The organism is Thermoleptolyngbya sp. M55_K2018_002 (assembly GCF_015295965.1).
Classification (GTDB): Bacteria; Cyanobacteriota; Cyanobacteriia; order Elainellales; family Elainellaceae; genus Thermoleptolyngbya; species Thermoleptolyngbya sichuanensis.
In genome coordinates this window covers 1-17,849 of sequence record NZ_DVEA01000371.1, presented here as the reverse complement: position 1 = coordinate 17,849, position 17,849 = coordinate 1, and the positions used below count along the sequence as shown (strand labels likewise).

11 protein-coding genes are annotated in these 17,849 nt (G+C 54.6%); 5 read left to right on the top strand and 6 right to left on the bottom strand.

The window, feature by feature from the left end:
• Both IGS51_RS19230 and IGS51_RS19225 read right to left on the bottom strand, forming a co-directional pair.
• Positions 1-3,732: LamG-like jellyroll fold domain-containing protein (locus IGS51_RS19230; protein ID WP_297080407.1), on the bottom strand; the 3,732-nt coding region annotated here is incomplete at its 3' end.
• Between the two features lie 269 nt (positions 3,733-4,001).
• The gene (locus IGS51_RS19225) at positions 4,002-4,670 is read right to left on the bottom strand and encodes a TetR/AcrR family transcriptional regulator (protein WP_367279380.1); all 669 of its coding nucleotides are present in this window, start codon (positions 4,668-4,670) and stop codon (positions 4,002-4,004) included.
• Positions 4,671-4,924: 254 nt separating this feature from the next.
• On the opposite strand from IGS51_RS19225, the gene IGS51_RS19220 reads away from it, so the two are divergent.
• From IGS51_RS19220 to IGS51_RS19210, 3 genes are all read left to right on the top strand, one after another.
• Positions 4,925-5,896 carry an NAD(P)-dependent alcohol dehydrogenase gene (locus tag IGS51_RS19220; protein ID WP_367279381.1) on the top strand — a complete coding sequence of 324 codons (972 nt, stop codon included), beginning with the start codon at positions 4,925-4,927 and terminating at the stop codon, positions 5,894-5,896.
• 15 nt (positions 5,897-5,911) lie between these two features.
• Positions 5,912-6,586 (top strand): AraC family transcriptional regulator, encoded by a 675-nt coding sequence (locus tag IGS51_RS19215; RefSeq protein WP_297080404.1) that lies wholly within the window; start codon positions 5,912-5,914, stop codon positions 6,584-6,586.
• Between the two features lie 317 nt (positions 6,587-6,903).
• A complete protein-coding gene (locus IGS51_RS19210; protein WP_297080403.1) occupies positions 6,904-8,502 on the top strand; it encodes an aspartate:alanine exchanger family transporter in 1,599 nt (532 codons plus the stop codon).
• Here the strand turns inward: IGS51_RS19210 and IGS51_RS19205 are convergent.
• Entirely contained in the window at positions 8,499-11,162 is a 2,664-nt protein-coding gene (locus IGS51_RS19205; protein WP_297080402.1) for a glucosidase, read from the bottom strand. The genes IGS51_RS19210 and IGS51_RS19205 overlap by 4 nt on opposite strands.
• Positions 11,163-11,352: 190 nt before the next feature.
• Positions 11,353-12,156 carry a hypothetical protein gene (locus IGS51_RS19200; RefSeq protein WP_297080401.1) on the bottom strand — a complete coding sequence of 268 codons (804 nt, stop codon included), beginning with the start codon at positions 12,154-12,156 and terminating at the stop codon, positions 11,353-11,355.
• A gap of 522 nt (positions 12,157-12,678) precedes the next feature.
• Between IGS51_RS19200 and egtB the strand changes: the two genes are divergently transcribed.
• Together egtB and egtD are read left to right on the top strand one after the other, a co-directional pair.
• Entirely contained in the window at positions 12,679-13,947 is a 1,269-nt protein-coding gene (gene egtB / locus IGS51_RS19195; RefSeq protein ID WP_297080400.1) for an ergothioneine biosynthesis protein EgtB, read from the top strand.
• Between the two features lie 191 nt (positions 13,948-14,138).
• The gene (gene egtD / locus IGS51_RS19190) at positions 14,139-15,116 is read left to right on the top strand and encodes an L-histidine N(alpha)-methyltransferase (protein ID WP_297080399.1); all 978 of its coding nucleotides are present in this window, start codon (positions 14,139-14,141) and stop codon (positions 15,114-15,116) included.
• Positions 15,117-15,162: 46 nt separating this feature from the next.
• Here the strand turns inward: egtD and IGS51_RS19185 are convergent, their stop codons facing one another.
• Positions 15,163-15,489, bottom strand: coding sequence for a hypothetical protein (locus IGS51_RS19185; protein WP_297080398.1), 327 nt, complete (start codon positions 15,487-15,489; stop codon positions 15,163-15,165).
• Positions 15,490-15,511: 22 nt separating this feature from the next.
• On the bottom strand, positions 15,512-17,803 hold the full coding sequence (locus tag IGS51_RS19180) for a heavy metal translocating P-type ATPase (RefSeq protein WP_297080397.1): 2,292 nt from the start codon (positions 17,801-17,803) through the stop codon (positions 15,512-15,514).
• Positions 17,804-17,849: the final 46 nt, after the last annotated feature.

The following is a 17,849-nucleotide window of genomic DNA, read 5'->3' as shown; positions in this document are numbered from 1 at the left end:
GGTGGGGCTGCCGAGGTCGTTCGATTCGCCAAAGAAGCCCAGATACGGACGGCGATCGCGGATCGTTAGGTGCAGCGCCCGCAGCGCCGTGCGGGGAGCCGTGCTCCCCAACACGGGGCAATCTCTGGGCGCGTCGGCCGCCAGGTTGATCCACGCTTCCACCGTAAAGCTGCGGTTGGGCAATTCCAGCACTTCGGCGCTGGTCAGCTCGACGAAATCGCTGGAGCCGTTGAACGAGAGCGATCGCCCCTGGAAGCCCGGAACCTCGCTCTTGGGCAGCACGGGCTGCGCCGACCGGACGACGGCTTTGGTCTTGGCGCTGCCGATCAGCAGCGTGTCGCCGGCCTTGAGTGAGTGAGTTGCGGCACTCTCTAGATCGAACTGGGCGACGCTACCCGACAGCGCTTCGGTAATTTGCTCCAGATATACAGGACGCGCCATGCCGTTTAGCACGGCGGCAAACTGAGCGCGATCGCGCGGCACTCGTTGCCATTGTTCCTGGATACCCGTCGCCGCGTTTTGAATCGCCACGGTGCAGGTGTCGGCATCCTCTGCTGTGATGGTGATCTGGCTGCTGTCGAGGGCGGCCCCAGCAGAGCGGGCAATCCAGCGCAGTCCCGGTGTTTCGGGCTGGCTAAAGCTGGCGCGACCCGTCACCACGTCGTAATACGCGGCAAAGAACTGGTCGCTGGTGCCCCGGCAATAAAGGCTGAGGCGACCCGTGACGCTTTCAAACAACAGCGGTGTGTCCTTCGTCCAGGCAAAGCCCAGCACGGCTCCCGACACAGTGAGTCCAGTCGGGTCAGCGCAAACAAAGGGCATCGGCAGCGGATTGTCTTGCCCAAACTGGTGCATCACCAAACGCAGGTATCTGAGCGTGGGGATGCTGTCGGCAAGCTGGCTTTCCAGGAAGCTGATTTCACGTCGCAGGCGATCGCGCTCTGCCTGCAAAGCTGCGGTGGCTGCGTTGTAGAAACTGACTAGATATCCCAGTCCTTCATCTCGCAGGTTTTCGTAGTGCAGCGGCTCCACGGGCGTTACTTCATAGGGCAAGCTGTTTACCAGAAGGTTGCTAAAGCGGAGCTTGACGTATTTGTTGCCCTTGAAGAAGAAAAAGTCTCCGGTTCCAGCACGATGCACCACACCGTCTACGCGAGTCCACTCGGTCGGGAAACCCGGAAAATGGTCGTGAATCCGGCCGGTGGTGCGATACCCGGTGTGGACTTCCCCAACTGGAGCATTCCAGCCCGTAAAGCGCAGCCAGCGATCGCCCCTAAAGAAGAAAACCTGATTGTGTCCACGGACGGCTGCATCGATGCCCAGCGCCCAATCGCTTTCATTAGGATTGAGACTGAACGCCTCCTGAATTGACGAGATATGATGTGGCGTGCTGGACGGTGTGATCAGGTTAACCCAGGATTTACAGGCCGCGCCTCTAAAGAGGTAGCACTTATTGAGTTCGCCAAAGGTGACGAGGGTATCCAGCCCCGTCCATTCAGCCGGGAAATTCCGGGGATGGAACAGTTCGGCAATCGGTCGGATGGGCTGCTCAGTCAGGTTGCCATCGCGGTCGAAGACAAAGGCTGCGCCCTGAGTCGCCGTCTTGCCCACATACAGCAGCTTGTAGTAAGTCCGCCCGTTAATCGTTTCACTGTAAGCATCCAATTCTCCTGTGCAAATCGGAGCCTCCGCCAACTCGGCTTCAATGTTTTTCAGCGTGCTGAGTTTGGCGATGCGCTCACTCGTCCAGCGCTGCATATCTTGCTGGAGCTGGCTGTATTCTTCCAGGGTGTCGCTCAGCGTGCGATCGCCAATTTTGACGGCATCAAGCTGCTGCAAGTTGAGTAGATCGGGCACTTGGGCCAAGCTGCCATCCCGCGACACGGCAAAATCCAGCACCGCAATGAGCGATTTGCTGCTGCGGTCGGTGGATCGGCCTTCCGTCGGCACGGCAAACATGACGCGACCATTGCGCTTGATCGGCTTCTTCTCCTCTGCGGTATAGCCCACCCCTGCGGGTTCCTGCTGGTAATAAAACAGCGCCGTGCAGCCAGCGGTGACGGCGCGATCTTGAAAGGCAAAGCTAGAACGACGAATGCCGGGATGCTCGCCCACGGGCGCTTCCGACTTGATCCAGGGATGCTCGCTGCCTGTGATCTGCCCGTGCTGGGCAAAATCTGTCTGGTCATACAGCATTGTGCCCGTGCCCTCGTCGCAGCGCCAATAGCCCGCCAGATCTAGCTCATTGCCCACTAGTCGGTGATGACGCTCGATGGTTAGTTCGCGGGGCGATCGCACGCGGCTCCAGATCCGTAGCTCATCAATCTGCCCTGTGAAATAATTGCCTTGGGTGGAGCGGTTGCTCAGGAACAGCGGGTCATCGTTGACCGGAACGCGAGCCAGATCGTCGGTGATTGTGCCTGCGGCTACCCCGTCGATGTACAGCGTAATCGTGGGCAACTCGGTGTGTTCCTGGTCAGCGCGGGGCGTAGCCGTCCGCACCACCGCCACATGATGAAACTGACCATCCGTTAGCGCTACTTCGGATATCAGCGCCAGCGTCCTTTGCCCGTCCGTGCGGAAGAAGCCGAGTTTGCCATTGCTCAGATAGCGCAGCGCATAGGGACATTCGCCGCGGCCCGTGCCTTTTTCCAAAATATTGAACTGGGCAGTGGGGGCCTCATCTGGGTTGGCTTCGCTGATTTGTGCGGGGTCAGCTAGCAGCCACAGTTCCAGCGTAAAGCCGCTCGCACCGGGCAGGTTCAGCCGCTCGCTGGAGCGCATCGCCACGGCATCATCTACCCCATCCAGCAGCAGGGCCGATTCGGCAAACCCCGACTGGCTCAGCAGCGGAATCAGCGGTTCGCCCGAAAAGGGACAGGTTCCTGGCTGCCGCTCGAATACGCTCTGCTGATGTTCTGGCTTGGGACTGGTGTAATACTGCGTGCCGCGGGTGTTGAAAGAGCCATTGGGCGATCGCTCGATGTTAAAAGAATCGAACCGCTGGGTGAGCCGATTGTGGGAAAAAATCTGCCAGCGCTGCACATCAGGAATTGCCGTCGGCAGCAGCAGCACCGTAAACCAGCCATTTGTTAAGTTGCGAACAAAGTCAAGCGTTTGAGTCGGCTCGTAAAAGGCTTTCTTTTCCAGATCTTCGTAGCCCAATCCGTCCTTACGGCTGGCGGGCGAATCTTTGCGGCGGCTACGCTGATAGCGCACCTCTAGCTTGGGCTGGAGTTGCCCACCCGTGAATACAAACCGATCCATCAGCAGCGTATTGTCCACTACAGGAATCGGCCGCCCCTGAGCATCTTTCAGGACTTCGCCGCGTGCATCTGTCCGCCACACCATGTCGGGTGCAGCGCGTCCCGCAGACTGCCGAAAGACATACACATACTGTTCATCTGACAGGACTTGAAACGGTCGAAATCCATTCAGCTCTCCATTCGGCAAGCTGACGCTGAGGCGTGCAGTTGTGGACTTAAAACCATCTCGCTCTTTGGGTTCGATGATCGTTCCTGCTGACAGCTCAACTCCGTGATGATTCACGAGCGGCATTCGTTGCGTTCCGGCAACCGATTTACCGACGATCGCCAGTTCATCAGGAAAGATCAGTTCTTTCGGCTCAATATCCCAAAATGCCTTGTCGAGTGAGGTTGAAACGTTGGCGCGTTCCATGTCGAGAACTGTGTAATAAACATGGCGATCGCTATCCATCGCAAAGGCAATCACTGTTCCGTTAAGAGGCAGCAGAGGGGAAAGGGTTAAAGCAGCACCAGTTCGGCGTTAATGCCAGATAGTTTGGATGTTGTGGTGCGCTCTAACGGAATGAATCATGTCTTTTGCAGCGAAGCGGGAGGAACACTATCTGTGCCTTCACTCTCGCAAGAGGCAATTCCGAATTTGTCTAAAATTTTGTTTATCTAAAAATGCTCAGTAAAAAATGCTCAGTAAAAAATGCTCAGTAAAAAGTGCTCAGTAAAACAGTGGGCGATCGCCTATCACCTGGACTCGCGCAACCTGTCCAGCCCATCCAGGATCAAATCGAGTCCCAACTCAAAATCATGTAGACCGTCATAACTGCCATCGATGATGTAGAGCGACAGTTGATGCATGTAGGGGTACTGATCTGGTGGAATGTATGAAATAAAGCTTTCAGCCGTCTCGGCATATTCGGTTGCTTCGGTAGGAAAGTTGAGTTTCTGGAGGGTAAATCCGTAAATATGGCTGTCGATAGCATTCCACGCATGATCCGCCATCTCCCAAGAAAATCCCGCTTCCCGCAGGCATCCGATCGTCCTATCGACATAGCGCAGCATAGCCGGCCCCACGTTGATGCGTGACATAATCGCCATCACTGCCCAGGGGTGTTTTAGCAAGACCTCGTGCGCCGAAAGCGCCCGTCGCCGCATGGCAGTTTTCCAATCCAAGTCAAAGCGAGGCAACTCAATGTCTCTGACGACCATATCCACGATGCCATCAATCATGTCGTCTTTGTTGGCGACGTGGTTATACAGCGACATCGCTTTCACGCCTAATTCTTGGGCAACCTTTCGCATCGAAAGAGCCTCAAGCCCCCCTTCGTCTGCTATGCGGAGGGCTGTCTGCAAAATCCGCTCCCGACTTAACGGAGCTGGAGTTGATGTGGAACTGGTCTCTGTCTTAGCCATCTATTCTATGGTGCATTGCCTTGCCACCAATCGCTCTAGCCTCCATAGATGGGGATGCTGTGCGATTAGGCTTGACAAACTTACGGTGTAAGTTAAACTGGCTTTATGCACAGACTTACAGCGTAAGTCTAGCTCGAAAATGCCAAATCTGCTTCGCACCTGTTCCCCTGCAATCTTAAAAATCTATGTCTGCAACATCCTCGCGTCGCTCCACTTCAGGGACGAACCCACCCAATCGAACGACGAATAAAAAAATGAAGGCGATCGCCCGCTCTAAATACGGCTCCCATGAGGTGCTGAAACTGGAAGAGGTGGATCAGCCAACTGTCTCCGATGGTGGCGTGCTGATCAAAGTTCATGCGACGTCAGTTAATGCGGGAGACTGGCACCTGATGCAAGGCACCCCGTTTATAGTCCGCCTAATCTATGGTGGATTGCGTCAGCCCAAGATTCAGATTCTAGGTTGTGATGTTGCTGGGCGAGTGGAAGCTGTCGGTCGCGATGTGACCCAGTTCAAGCCTGGTGATGAAGTTTTTGGTGATCTTTCAGCGTGTGGCTTTGGGGCCTTTGCTGAATATGTCTGTACCCCTGAATCAGCATTGGCTTTGAAGCCTGAAAATATTTCGTTTGAAGCAGCCGCCGCCGCTCCTTGGGCAGCGTTCGCGGCGTTGCAGGGGCTGCGAGACTGCGGACACATTCAACCCGGACAAAAGGTGCTTATTATTGGGGCATCCGGAGGGGTGGGATCGTTTGCAGTACAAATCGCTAAATCCTTTGGTGCGGAAGTTACGGCCCTGTGCAGCCCGAAAAAGATAGATAAGGTGCGATCGCTCGGTGCAGACTATATTATTGATTACAGCCAAATCGATGTTACTCAAAGCGGTATTGATTACGATCTGATTTTGGATGCGGCTGCCTATCGCTCAGTTTTTGATTATTTCCCGATCCTGAAACCCGGTGGAACCTATGTTTTGGTTGGGGGATCTATAGCCCGATTGTTTCAAATTTTGCTCTTCGGATCTTTGATTTCAAAATTTAGCCGTCGTAGAGTCACCACATTGGTCTCTACTCCCAATCAAGCCGATCTCCAAATTTTGAAAGACTGGCTGACCTCAGGGGCGATCGCCCCTCTGATTGACCAGACGTATGCTTTAGAGGATCTGCCTTTTGCTATTCACAAGCTTGAGCAAAGACAAGTTACTGGAAAAGTCGTTGTTCGGGTTTGAACAGGGGGTAGATCGATGCAACAAAAAACGGTCTCTGGGTATCTGACTCGTAGCCTGATTCAGTTTGCAGCTTATCAGGGGATAGATATTGAGAAGCTTTGTTCTAAGGTCGGACTCGATCCGGTCGCACTGACAACCCCGAATCACCGAATCGTTCCTTCTGTCCACTATGCTGTATGGCGAGAGGTTGTAAAACAGACAGGGGACGAGAATCTGGGTCTCCATTTTGGGGAAGCATTTAATCTAGGCAGCTATGGAATTGTTGGGTACATCTTGTTGAATTGTGCAACCTTGACCGAAGTCTTCGAGAAATATTGTCGCTACAGCTCTCTCTTTTGCCAGGGGATGCCCAGCCGACTTTCAATTTCAGAAGGAATGGCCTTTTTTGAGTACAACTTTAATTCTGAATTGACAATCCAGCATGACCAACGAGAAGAATGGCGTTGCGATACTGAATGTACATTTGTCTCGACCTTATCTGCGATTAAATTACTCACAGGTAGAGAGCTTCGGGCATCAATGGTTGCATTTCGCCATGCTCCTCCTGCGGATTTATCAGAGCATCAGCGCATTTTTCAAACTGATTTGCAGTTTTCAATGCCGTTCAACCGTCTGGCTTTTAATGCGGCATATCTAGATTGGCCTGTGTTGTCCAGCAATGTGAATTTACTCCCTCTTTTTGAGCAGTAGGCAGATGCGATGTTGGGGACACTGAACGGGGGCGATCGCTACACCCAAAAAGTTACTTATCTCATTGCAGAGCATCTTAAGGGAGATCTTCCCAAAATCGAGGCGATTGAGTGTAATTGTTGCTTTTCTTTGCATTAAAGGCGCTTCTTAATGTTGAAAGCGATCGCTGAAGCGCCAGAGGCGATCGCCCCTCCTCCCGACAAGGAACCGCACACTCCACATTCATCTAGCGTAATTTGGAAGACGACCCCGAATTGAGAAAAGGCGGTATGAAAAGAAGAGCAAGTTTAGCTTGGACTTCTCTTCTGGAGGTGGCTGTGGCGGGATTATGGGCATTTCTCAGCACTCAGCCGATTCTCACGCTGTTTCTGGTGATTGCGCTGGGCTATGCGGTGGGCGAAGTGGCGATCGCCGGATTTAGCCTGGGCGTGGGGGCGGTGCTGTTTGTCGGGCTAGCGATGGGTGCGGTTGCCCCGGATGCTGCGCCGCCTGCGCTGGTGGGCACCGTCGGGCTGATTTTGTTTTTCTATGGCATCGGCATTCAGTATGGCAAACCCTTTGTGGACGGGCTACTCAGCCCTAGCGGTCGCCGCCAAAATGCGATCGCCCTGCTGAGCGTGCTGGTGGCGGGGCTGGTGACGGCGCTGCTGATGTCCTGGCTGCGGCTCGACCCGGCACTGGGAGCGGGCCTATTCACGGGGGCAATGGTGAACACGGCAGCACTGCAATCGGTAACGGATAAGGTCGGGGGCGACCTGCCCGCAGTGGGCTACGGCGTGGCCTATCCGTTTGGCGTGCTGGGGCCGATTTTGGGGATGTATCTGGCGCAGCGGCTCCTGCGGCCGCGAGTCGAGGTTCCCACCTCACGGGGCGTAGAGGAGGTGGAGGCGCTAGTCAGCCATCCGGCAGCGGTGGGCAAGTATCTGTCGGAGGTGACGGCGCAATTTCCCGACGAGGTGCAGGTGGTCGCCGTGCGCCAAAATGGTCATAACCGAATGCCGCGCCCGAACCTGCGCCTGCAAACGGGTGATGCGCTGCTGCTGTTGGGGGCAAAGGGCGACGCGCTCAAGCAAGTTTGCTGCACGATTGGCGATGTTGCCCCGTCGCAGATTATTCCTGACCATACCGAGCTAGACGACCTGGATGTGTATGTCTCCAAGCACAGCGTCATTGGGCATCGGCTGGGGGCGCTAAACTTGGGCGAACATCCGGGTTGCACCATCCTTTCCGTGCAGCGGGGGGACGCAACGCTCTATCCTCATCCGGGGCTGGTGCTGGAGGCGGGCGATCGCATTTGGGCGGTGGCCGAGCGCGATCGCCATGCTGCCGTGCGTCAGTTTTTCGGCAATTCTGCCCGCAGCACGGCCGAAGTCAGCTATCTAGCGCTGGGGCTGGGCATGGTGCTGGGTGTGCTGTTTGGGCTAGTTCCCTTTCCGCTGCCAGGGCTGGGGACGTTTACCTTTGGAGCCGCTGGGGGTGCGATGATCGTCTCGCTGCTGCTGGGCTGGCGCGGCCGCACTGGACACTTGAACTGGACGATTCCGCCCTCGGCAAATCTAACGCTGCGAAACTTTGGGCTGACGTTATTTCTGGCGGTAGTGGGAATGCGATCGGCTCCGGCATTTTTCTCGACCCTCAGCAGCACAGGCTTGCAACTGGTGGGTGTGGGTGCAGCCATTACCGCTGCCATCGTGGTGGCCGCCTTTGTGCTGGGCTGTGGGCTATTTCGAGTATCCTTTGACGAGGCGCTGGGCATTGTGGCAGGGGTGACGGGCAATCCGGCAATCCTAGCCTACGCCGCCAAATCCGTCCCCACCAACAAGCCCGAACTGGGCTATGCCATTGTTTTTCCCAGCAGCACCATCATCAAAATCATCGTGGTGCAGATTTTGCTGGTGTGGTTTTCGGCTCGTTAGCAGAAGTAGCGTTCCTGCCTGGCTCCTGCTGCATAGCGCCCACACTGCTGAATCAGCTTTGCCACCAGTCCCGTCCAGCCTGTCTGGTGGCTGGCTCCCAGCCCTGCGCCATTGTCGCCGTTGAAATACTCGTAGAACAAAATGTGGTTCTGCCAATGGGGATCGGTCTGGAACTGTTCTACGCCGCCAAAGACAGGACGCTGACCGTCTGCATTTTGCAGGAATAAGCGGGTAAGGCGTTCCTCCAAATCAAGCGACACATCCCACAGATTTTTAACCTGATCTGACCCGGTGGGGCAGGCCACCAGAAACTCGTCCCCCAGGTAGTGGTGAAATTTTTGCAGGGATTCAATCAGCAGGTAATTCACTGGAAACCAGACTGGGCCGCGCCAGTTGGAGTTGCCGCCAAATAAGCGAGTGGTGGATTCTGCCGCTTCGTAGGCGACTCGATATTCGCTGCCATCAGCGTAGAAAGTATAGGGATTGTCTTTGTGATAGCGCGATAGCGAGCGAATCCCATAGGGACTGAGAAATTCCTGCTCATCCAGCATCTTATCCAGCACGCGCCGCAGCTTATCGGGACGCACCACCGCCAGCAGTCGCCGCCGCCCCATTCCTTCCGCCGTAAAGCTGGCGATATTGTGACTCAGGTCTGGGCGATTCTCCTCAAACCATTCCAGCCGTTCCTTAAACCCAGGTAACTTATCCAGCAACTCTGGTTCCAGCGTTTCCACGGCAAACAAAGGAACTAGCCCCACCATCGAGCGGATTTTGAGCTTGAGGCGATCGCCGTGGGGCAGATGCAGCACGTCATAAAAGAAGCCGTCTTCCTCATCCCATAGCTCTGTCTTGCCGCCGCCGATATGGTTCATGGCATCGGCAATGTAGACAAAATGCTCAAAAAACTTGGTCGCCATGTCTTCATAGACCGAGTTTTCCTGCGCCAGTTCCAGCGCAATGACGAGCATGTTCAAGCAATACATCGCCATCCAACTGGTGCCGTCGGACTGTTCCAAAAAACCGCCCGTGGGCAGCGGGGCGCTGCGATCAAACAGGCCCACATTATCCATGCCCAAAAAGCCGCCCTCAAACACATTGCTGCCTGTGGTATCTTTGCGGTTCACCCACCAGGTAAAGTTCAGCAGCAGCTTTTGAAACACGCGCTCTAGAAACTGGCGATCGCCCTCGCCCCACATCCGCTGCTCAATTTTGTAAACCCGCCAAGTCGCCCAGGCGTGAACAGGCGGATTGACATCGCCAAAGGCCCACTCATAGGCAGGAATTTGTCCGTTGGGATGCATGTACCATTCCCGCGTCATGATGTCGAGTTGGTACTTAGCAAAGTCAGGATCAATCATGGCTAGCGGAATGCAGTGGAATGCCAGATCCCACGCTGCGAACCAGGGATATTCCCACTTGTCGCACATGGAAATGATGTCATCGCTATCGAGATGCGTCCACTGGCGATTGCGGCCGTGCAGCCGATCGGCCGGCGGTGTGGGCATGGTGGGGTCGCCCCGCAGCCAGCGATTTACGTCATATCGGTAATATTGCTTGCTCCACATCATGCCCGCAAAGGCCTGGCGCTGAATCTGGCGGCGATCGCCCTCCATCGGATAGGGATTGACCTTGTGATAAAACTCGTCGGCTTCCTGAATTCGGTCAGCAAAAATCTGGTCAAACGCTGCGCCAAATGGATGGTGAATCGAGGGGTGATTGCTAAGGCGAAGACGCACACGGCGCGTTTCCCCAGCGGCAAGGTTTAACACATAATGTACAGCCGCTTTCGTTCCCCGCTGCTCCGGATTGACCGCCTCCGCTTCCCCCTGAATCACGCGGCGGTGAATGCCATCTTTCACGTAGGGCGTAGGGTTTTCTACGTCAAACAGCGCCTTATAGTTTGTTTCGTTTTCGGTGAAGTATACGGGCGGTGCAGTTTCGCTCGCCTCTCGTCCTTCGCAATAGAGCCAGTGTTGGCCCAGTTCGGCATGGGTGGAGGCGATCGCCGCAATGCCCTCCAATCCTTTTTGCCCCAGATGCGACAGGTGCAGCCCTGGTTTTTCGACTCCATCCCCCCAACTCCAGGTATTGCGAAACCACAGCGTCGGCAGCAGATGCAGCGGGGCGGAGTCTGGGCCGCGATTTGTCACGGAGATGAGAATCAAAATATCCTCTGGTGCAGCCTTTGCGTATTCCACCGTTACATCAAAGTAGCGATTTTCGGCAAAGATGCCCGTATCAATTAGCTCAAATTCGGGCGTAAACTTATCGCGCTGCTGGTTTTCTGCGACCAAATGCCCGTAGGGAAACTCTGCCTGGGGATACTTATACAGCGCTTTTAAGTAAGAATGAGTCGGTGTGCTGTCTAGATAAAAATAATATTCTTTAACGTCTTCTGCATGATTTCCCTGCGGCCCCGTCAGCCCAAACAGGCGCTCCTTCAGCACTGGGTCTTTGCCATTCCACAACGCCAGCCCAAAACAAAGTCGCTGCTTTTCGTCGGAGAGTCCCAGCAGGCCGTCTTCGCCCCAGCGGTAGGCGCGGCTGTGAGACTGATGGTGTGAGAAGTAGTCCCACGCGGAGCCACCTACGCTATAGTCTTCACGAACTGTGCCCCACTGGCGATCGCTCAGATACGGGCCCCACTTTTTCCAGGGCATCGCTTGACTGCGCGATTCGAGCAGGCGTTGGTGTTCAGGAATCATGAGAATCAGTAGAGCAACAGCTAAGAGTCACTGAGAGCAATTGAAAGCAAGTGAAAGCAAAAGCTAAGAGAAACGGCTAAACCGCAGCGCCTCGCGGCATATCTTAATGCTAACCCTGCTAATCACGCTTATCATGCTAAGCAGATCAAGAAACCGATAAAATCTGCTTTGCGATAGAAACCGTTCTATCTATAAAGGCAGGAAGATCAGTCGCTTTCTTCGTATCTGTCGCTTTTAGCACTGCACCCACCCAGTGAGCAGTATGCCAACTGCCGAAATCCAGTGCTGGCAGGTCAGATAACTCTGGATATGGATAGGGCGAAATGTACCAGTAGGGTTCGGCATAGGACAGATCACCAGGCGACATTCCCACACCGAGGTATTTTGTATCCGCATCGGTGGGGCCAGCATAGGTCATCAGCGTAGCCATGTCAAAATGGTGTGGCCAGATGGCGATCGCCGCCGCTGCTGGGTTTTCCGCCACGATTTTCGCCAGCAGCGGTTGCGTTTGGGCGAAGTAAGCTGCTACTGCCTCGCGCCCCGCCGATCTGCCGGACTCAAACGCGGCTCCGTGCGCTAAGGGGTGATCGGGAAAATCGTCGGGTGGATATTCCAGGAGCTTGATTGAGTCGGCGGGAATACCCAGTTTGGCTAACGCTGCCTTGTGCCAGTCGAGGGACTGCTGCATGGTCTGTCCTGCTAGTGGCAGAGCGGCGATCGCCTCTCCATCTTTCAGAATCACGCTGGTCAGCGAACCGGGCAGCAGCGCTAATTGAATCGATGTATCGGGGATCGGCTTGCCAACAAACCCAAATAGCGTTTCGTCCCAATCGAGCGTCACTTGGCTGCCGTCGGGCTGGGGTTTGCCCAGTGCCGCACCCACCGCCGCAATGAATTGCACCGCATAGTGAAGCTGGACGCGATCAGATATGAGAGCTTGAGGATTCATAAAAAGTCAAGGGATGAAGGGGCGAAGGAGCATTGGTTATTAATTGCTGTGTTCAGATGTTATCGAGAGATTTGCCAATCATGTCTTGTAAATCACACTTAAATCACACTACAGATTTGCAAGATGCAGCTCACAAATGCTCACAAATTACAAATCAACACCCTCATGGGTCTCTAGATTTTTTTAGATAAAATTGCTTAGACAAGCTTGCCATGAGACATTATCCATTGAACCTGCGAAACCAAAGTAAAAAATGAGAGCATTCTGAATACTACCTAGAAAAGTTCAAATTTAAAACTCTGCAAAAGTCGCCTTCTTGCTCGCTGCTTCAAAAGTGAAGAAAAGCTTAAATATTGAGAGATTTCTGAGAAAATCTGAGATTTCGCTGAGAAATTCATGAGTGGAATCTCAGCCTTTATTGAGATGAGTTTTAGTGAAAATAGAGTTTATCATCATCTTGAGTTTGAGAGGCCTGTCAAAATCAGCACCATGTTACCTGAGCGTTCAACTGAGAGTTTAACCATGTCCCCAGCGACCGTTGCAATTTCTGAGGCGTTGCCTCTATTGCAGCACCAGTATTCAGCAATTCGCCAACTGAGCGAAACCCTGTGCAGTCCCTTGGAAATTGAGGATTACGGCATTCAGAGTATGGCCGATGTCAGTCCGCCAAAGTGGCACTTGGCTCATACAACCTGGTTTTTTGAAACCTTCTTGCTCTGTCCTTTTCTGAAGAATTATGATGTTTTTCATCCGAAATATAGCCATTTATTTAATTCTTATTATGAAGCAGTTGGAAGTCGCCATCCCCGCGCTCAGCGAGGACTACTCTCTCGCCCAACTGTGGCAGAGGTTTATCAATACCGAGCCTATGTCGATGAAGCGATGCGATCGCTCTTTTCCAGTGTTGCCCTTTCTCCTGAAATCAGCGCGTTAATCACCCTGGGTCTTCACCACGAACAGCAGCACCAAGAATTGCTGTTGACGGATATCAAACATATTTTCGCCACGAATCCTTTGCGCCCTGCTTATCGATCTGCTGCGTCAAAAATTGCGCTGGCTCCCCCCACCCCGGCTCTTCATTTCGTCGAGTTTTCTGGTGGACTCCAGACCATCGGGCATCAGCAATCTGGCTTCGCTTTTGACAACGAAAGCCCCGCCCATCGCGTCTATCTCCAGGATTTCGCGCTGGCATCGCGCCTCGTGACGAATGGCGAGTATCTGGAATTTATTGAGGCGAGCGGCTATGAAAAACCAGAATACTGGCTTTCGGAGGGCTGGGTAACCGTGCAGACCCAGCAATGGAATGCGCCGCTGTATTGGGAGCAGATAGATGGGCAGTGGTGGGAAATGACGCTGATGGGAATGCAGCCGCTCAACTTGGCGCAGCCTGTGTGTCACGTTAGTTTATTCGAGGCGGATGCGTTTGCGAATTGGTGCGATCGCCGATTGCCCACCGAGGCAGAATGGGAAATTGCCGCCGTTAGAATGCCTGTGGCTGGAAACTTGCTGGAGTGCGATCGCCTCCATCCCCAGCCCGTAACGGGTTCCCAGCCGATTGAACAGATTTACGGCGATGTGTGGGAATGGACGCAAAGCGCCTATCATCCCTATCCTGGCTTTCGCCCCGCCGCTGGCGCAGTTGGTGAATACAACGGCAAGTTTATGTGTAATCAGACCGTTTTGCGGGGTGGCTCGTGCGCCCCCCCGCCCGGACACATTCGCGCCAGTTATCGCAATTTCTTTCCAGCAGGTACGCGCTGGCAGTTCAGCGGCATTCGTTTGGCAATGTAGCCCAGTATCCTGGATGGATTTTCTTTCGCTTCTCTATACTGATGCACTGAGTGATTTTTTCCGTGCAGCGCCTCATGCGTTCTGAATGCTAAATCACATTCTGACAGCATGGAGTGTTTAATCTGCAATTTGATTCACAAATTGAACTATCTGAACCAGCGTTCTGTTTTTTAGCGTTCAAGGAACGGTCTATGACGGCTACTCTCAACTCTCAACTGCATTATCGTCCAGTTAAGCTATACGACTTCCATCCGCCCTTAGAAGACTTTCAAGCAGCGGTTTTGGACGGTTTGCAGCGTTCCCCAAAGTCTATCTCGCCGCAATTCCTCTATGACAAGCGCGGGTCTGAATTGTTTGACGCAATCTGCACGCTGCCGGAATACTATTTGACGCGAACCGAAGTCCAGCTTTTGCAGGATCACGCAACCGAAATTGCCACCTACCTGGGAAACGGGGCACTGGTGGAATTTGGCAGTGGCAGCAGTCAGAAAGTCCGCATTTTGCTGGATGCCGCACCCCAGGTTCAGACCTATGTTGGGCTGGATATTTCACGACAGCATTTGTACGAAGCCTGTACGGCGCTGGCGCAAGACTATCCGGGGCTAGAGGCGATCGCCCTCTGCACCGATTACACCCAGTCGCTCCCCATCGACCAGATTCCCGAACTGCAAAACCGATCCACCATTGGCTTTTTTCCTGGGTCTTCGATTGGCAATCTGGAGCCGCCGAAAGCCGTCGAGTTTTTGCAAAATGCAGCGGTTCTCGGCGACCTGATTATTGGCGTTGACCTGAAGAAATCTACCTCGATTCTGGAGCCTGCCTACGACGACGCGCAGGGCGTTTCTGCGGCGTTTGCGCTGAACCTGCTGACCCGGATTAATCGCGAACTGGGTGCAGATTTTGACCTGTCACAGTTCACCTATCGCGCTCGCTACGACGAGACGTTTGGGCGGATTGAAATGCAGATTGTCAGCCTGACAGAGCAAACGATTCGCCTTGGCGAGGTGCAAATTAGGTTTGCAGAGGGCGAGACGCTGCGAACGGAGTATTCCTACAAATACACCCCCGATGAGTTTCAAATGCTGGCAATGACGGCTGGACTCCAGCCCATTCAGGTCTGGATGGATGCTCAGCAGCAATTCAGCATCCATTACCTGAAGCGTCTCTAGACCCATCATCTTCCTGTCTCTGCTGCATTCGCAAACTCGGTTCTCGTCATTCAGTTCTACGGTTCTGCGATGCAGCACGGGAAGCCCTGGGCTGGCTCAACAGAAACCACCAAAGCTCTAGCCCAACTAGCCCCAAGCCGCCTGTTGTAACGGCGATCTTTGCCCACAGCGGTTGTTCGATCCGTTGAAACTGTGGCTGAAACTGTGATGTCTGTTCATGGGCATTATGGACAGATTCGGGTATAGATTCAGGGACGGAATGTGGCGTGTCTCTGTGCATATTGGAGGCGATCGCCCTGCCCAGATTCATTCCCAAAAGCATTCCAGCAGTCAGGCTAGTCACCATCAGCGCGAATTGACCCTTCACATTCATGGCTCTCTCCAAGTGTTATGCCTTAACTCAATCCCTTGGGCTGAAAATTTCGCAACCGCAGCGCATTCGTCACCACAGACACCGAGCTAAATGCCATTGCCGCCCCCGCAATGATGGGATTGAGCAGCCAGCCAAACGCGGGATAGAGAATGCCTGCTGCAATCGGAATGCCTGCAACATTGTAGATAAATGCAAAGAACAGGTTTTGCCGAATATTTTGGAGGGTGGCACGGCTGAGTTGAATTGCGGTGACAATGCCGTGCAAATCGCCGGAGATCAGCGTGATGTCGCTGGCGGCGATCGCCACGTCGGTTCCCGTGCCAATGGCAATGCCCACATCGGCCTGAGCCAGCGCAGGCGCGTCGTTGATGCCATCGCCCACCATTGCTACGATGCGGCGGGGTGGGGTGGGAGCGCTGGGTTTGCCGCTGGGGCTGCCAGCTTGTTGCAGGCGGGCAATGACGGCAGCTTTTTGGTCGGGGCGGACTTCTGCAAAGATGCGCTCGATCCCGACTTCGCGGGCGATCGCCTCTGCGGTGCGCTGGTTGTCGCCCGTGAGCATCACGACTTCCAAACCCATTCGCTTGAGCGTGCGAATCGCATTCACCGAGGATGGTTTGACCGCATCCGCAATCCCCATGACTGCTTCCACTTGACCGTTCACGGCAATCCAAATCACCGTTCTGCCAAGCTGTTCTAGCCTATCCCAGGGTTCGTGCAGTCGGTGAGTATGCAGACCCAGTTCCTGCATCCAACGATGCGTTCCGATTTGCACAAGTTGATGATCGACATAGCCCCAAACGCCACTCCCGGCGATCGCCTCAAACCCTTTTGAATCCGCCAGTTCAACGCCTTGCGTTTGGGCATATTGCACTACAGCTTCGGCCAGGGGATGTTCGGAATTTCGCTCCAGCGAAGCTGCCAGCCGCAGGAGATCTAGCTCATGCTCGATGCCATTTGCGGGCACAAAATCCGTCACGGTGGGCTTGCCCTGAGTAATCGTGCCCGTTTTATCGAGAACGACGGTTTGCAGCTTGTGCGCCAGTTCCAGGCTTTCTGCCCCTTTGATCAAAATGCCGTTTTCTGCGCCTTTGCCCGTGCCCACCATGATCGAGGTCGGCGTGGCCAGCCCCAGCGCACAGGGACAGGCGATAATCAGTACGCCGACGGTGGTAATCAACGCCATCGTCACGTTGCCCATGAGGTTGAACCAGAGGACGAAGGTAAGAATGGCGATCGCCATCACCGCAGGCACAAACCAGCCCGTCACCTGATCGGCCAATCGCTGGATCGGCGCTTTGGAACCCTGCGCCTGCTGCACCAGCTTGACAATTTGCGCTAGGAACGTGTCTTTGCCCACGCGAGTAGCACGAAACTGAAAGCTACCTGTTTTATTCAGCGTTGCGCCGATCACCTCATCGCCCGCCTGCTTGTTCACGGGCACACTTTCGCCCGTCACCATTGCCTCGTCAATCGTGGAAGCGCCCTCTACAATCTCACCATCCACCGGGATTTTTTCGCCCGGCCGCACCAGAATCACATCCCCCCGCGCCACGTCCGAAATTGGGATATCGAATTCCTGCCCGTTGCGAATCACCCGCGCCGTGCGAGGTTGCAGCCCAATCAGTTTGCGAATGGCTTCCGAGGTTTGCCCCCTGGCGCGGTTTTCCAGTAGTCGTCCCAGCAGCAGCAGCGCAATAATCACCGCCGCCGCCTCGAAATACACATCGGGACTCAAGCCCTGCGCGATAAACCACTGCGGCGCAAAGGTGGGAAACAGCGAGTAAACAAACGCCGCGCCTGTGCCCACTGCCACCAGCGTATCCATTGTGGCGGTGTGGCGTTTCAGCGCTTTCCAGGCATTGATGAAAAAGCTGCTGCCCGCCCAGAGCATCACGGGTGTCGTTAGCACCAGTTGGAGCAGCGGATGGTGCAGCCACATCGGAATCAAGGGAATCGGCAGCCCCGTCATCATGGGCAGGGAGCCAATGACTAGAACCGCACTCACTGCGCCGCTCAGCCAGACTTTGCGAACCAGCTTGCGGTGTTCGTCCAGGCGGTTCTGTTGCTCTTCATCGGCAAGGGGCGCAAGTGCATCATCGCTCATCGGCTGCGCTCCGTAGCCCGCTTCTTCCACGGCAGCCTGAATTTGGGCGATGTCCGTTTTGCGCTCATCGTAGGTGACCGTTGCCTGCTCTGCACCGAAGTTGACGCTGCACGCCTCTACACCTGGCACCGAACCGATGGCTTGCTCGATATTGTGGGCACAGGCGGCGCAACTCATGCCGCGCAGCCGAAAGGTTTGATCTTGCATTGAGTAACCCTCTCACGCGATGGTGTATCCGGCCTCGGCGATCGCC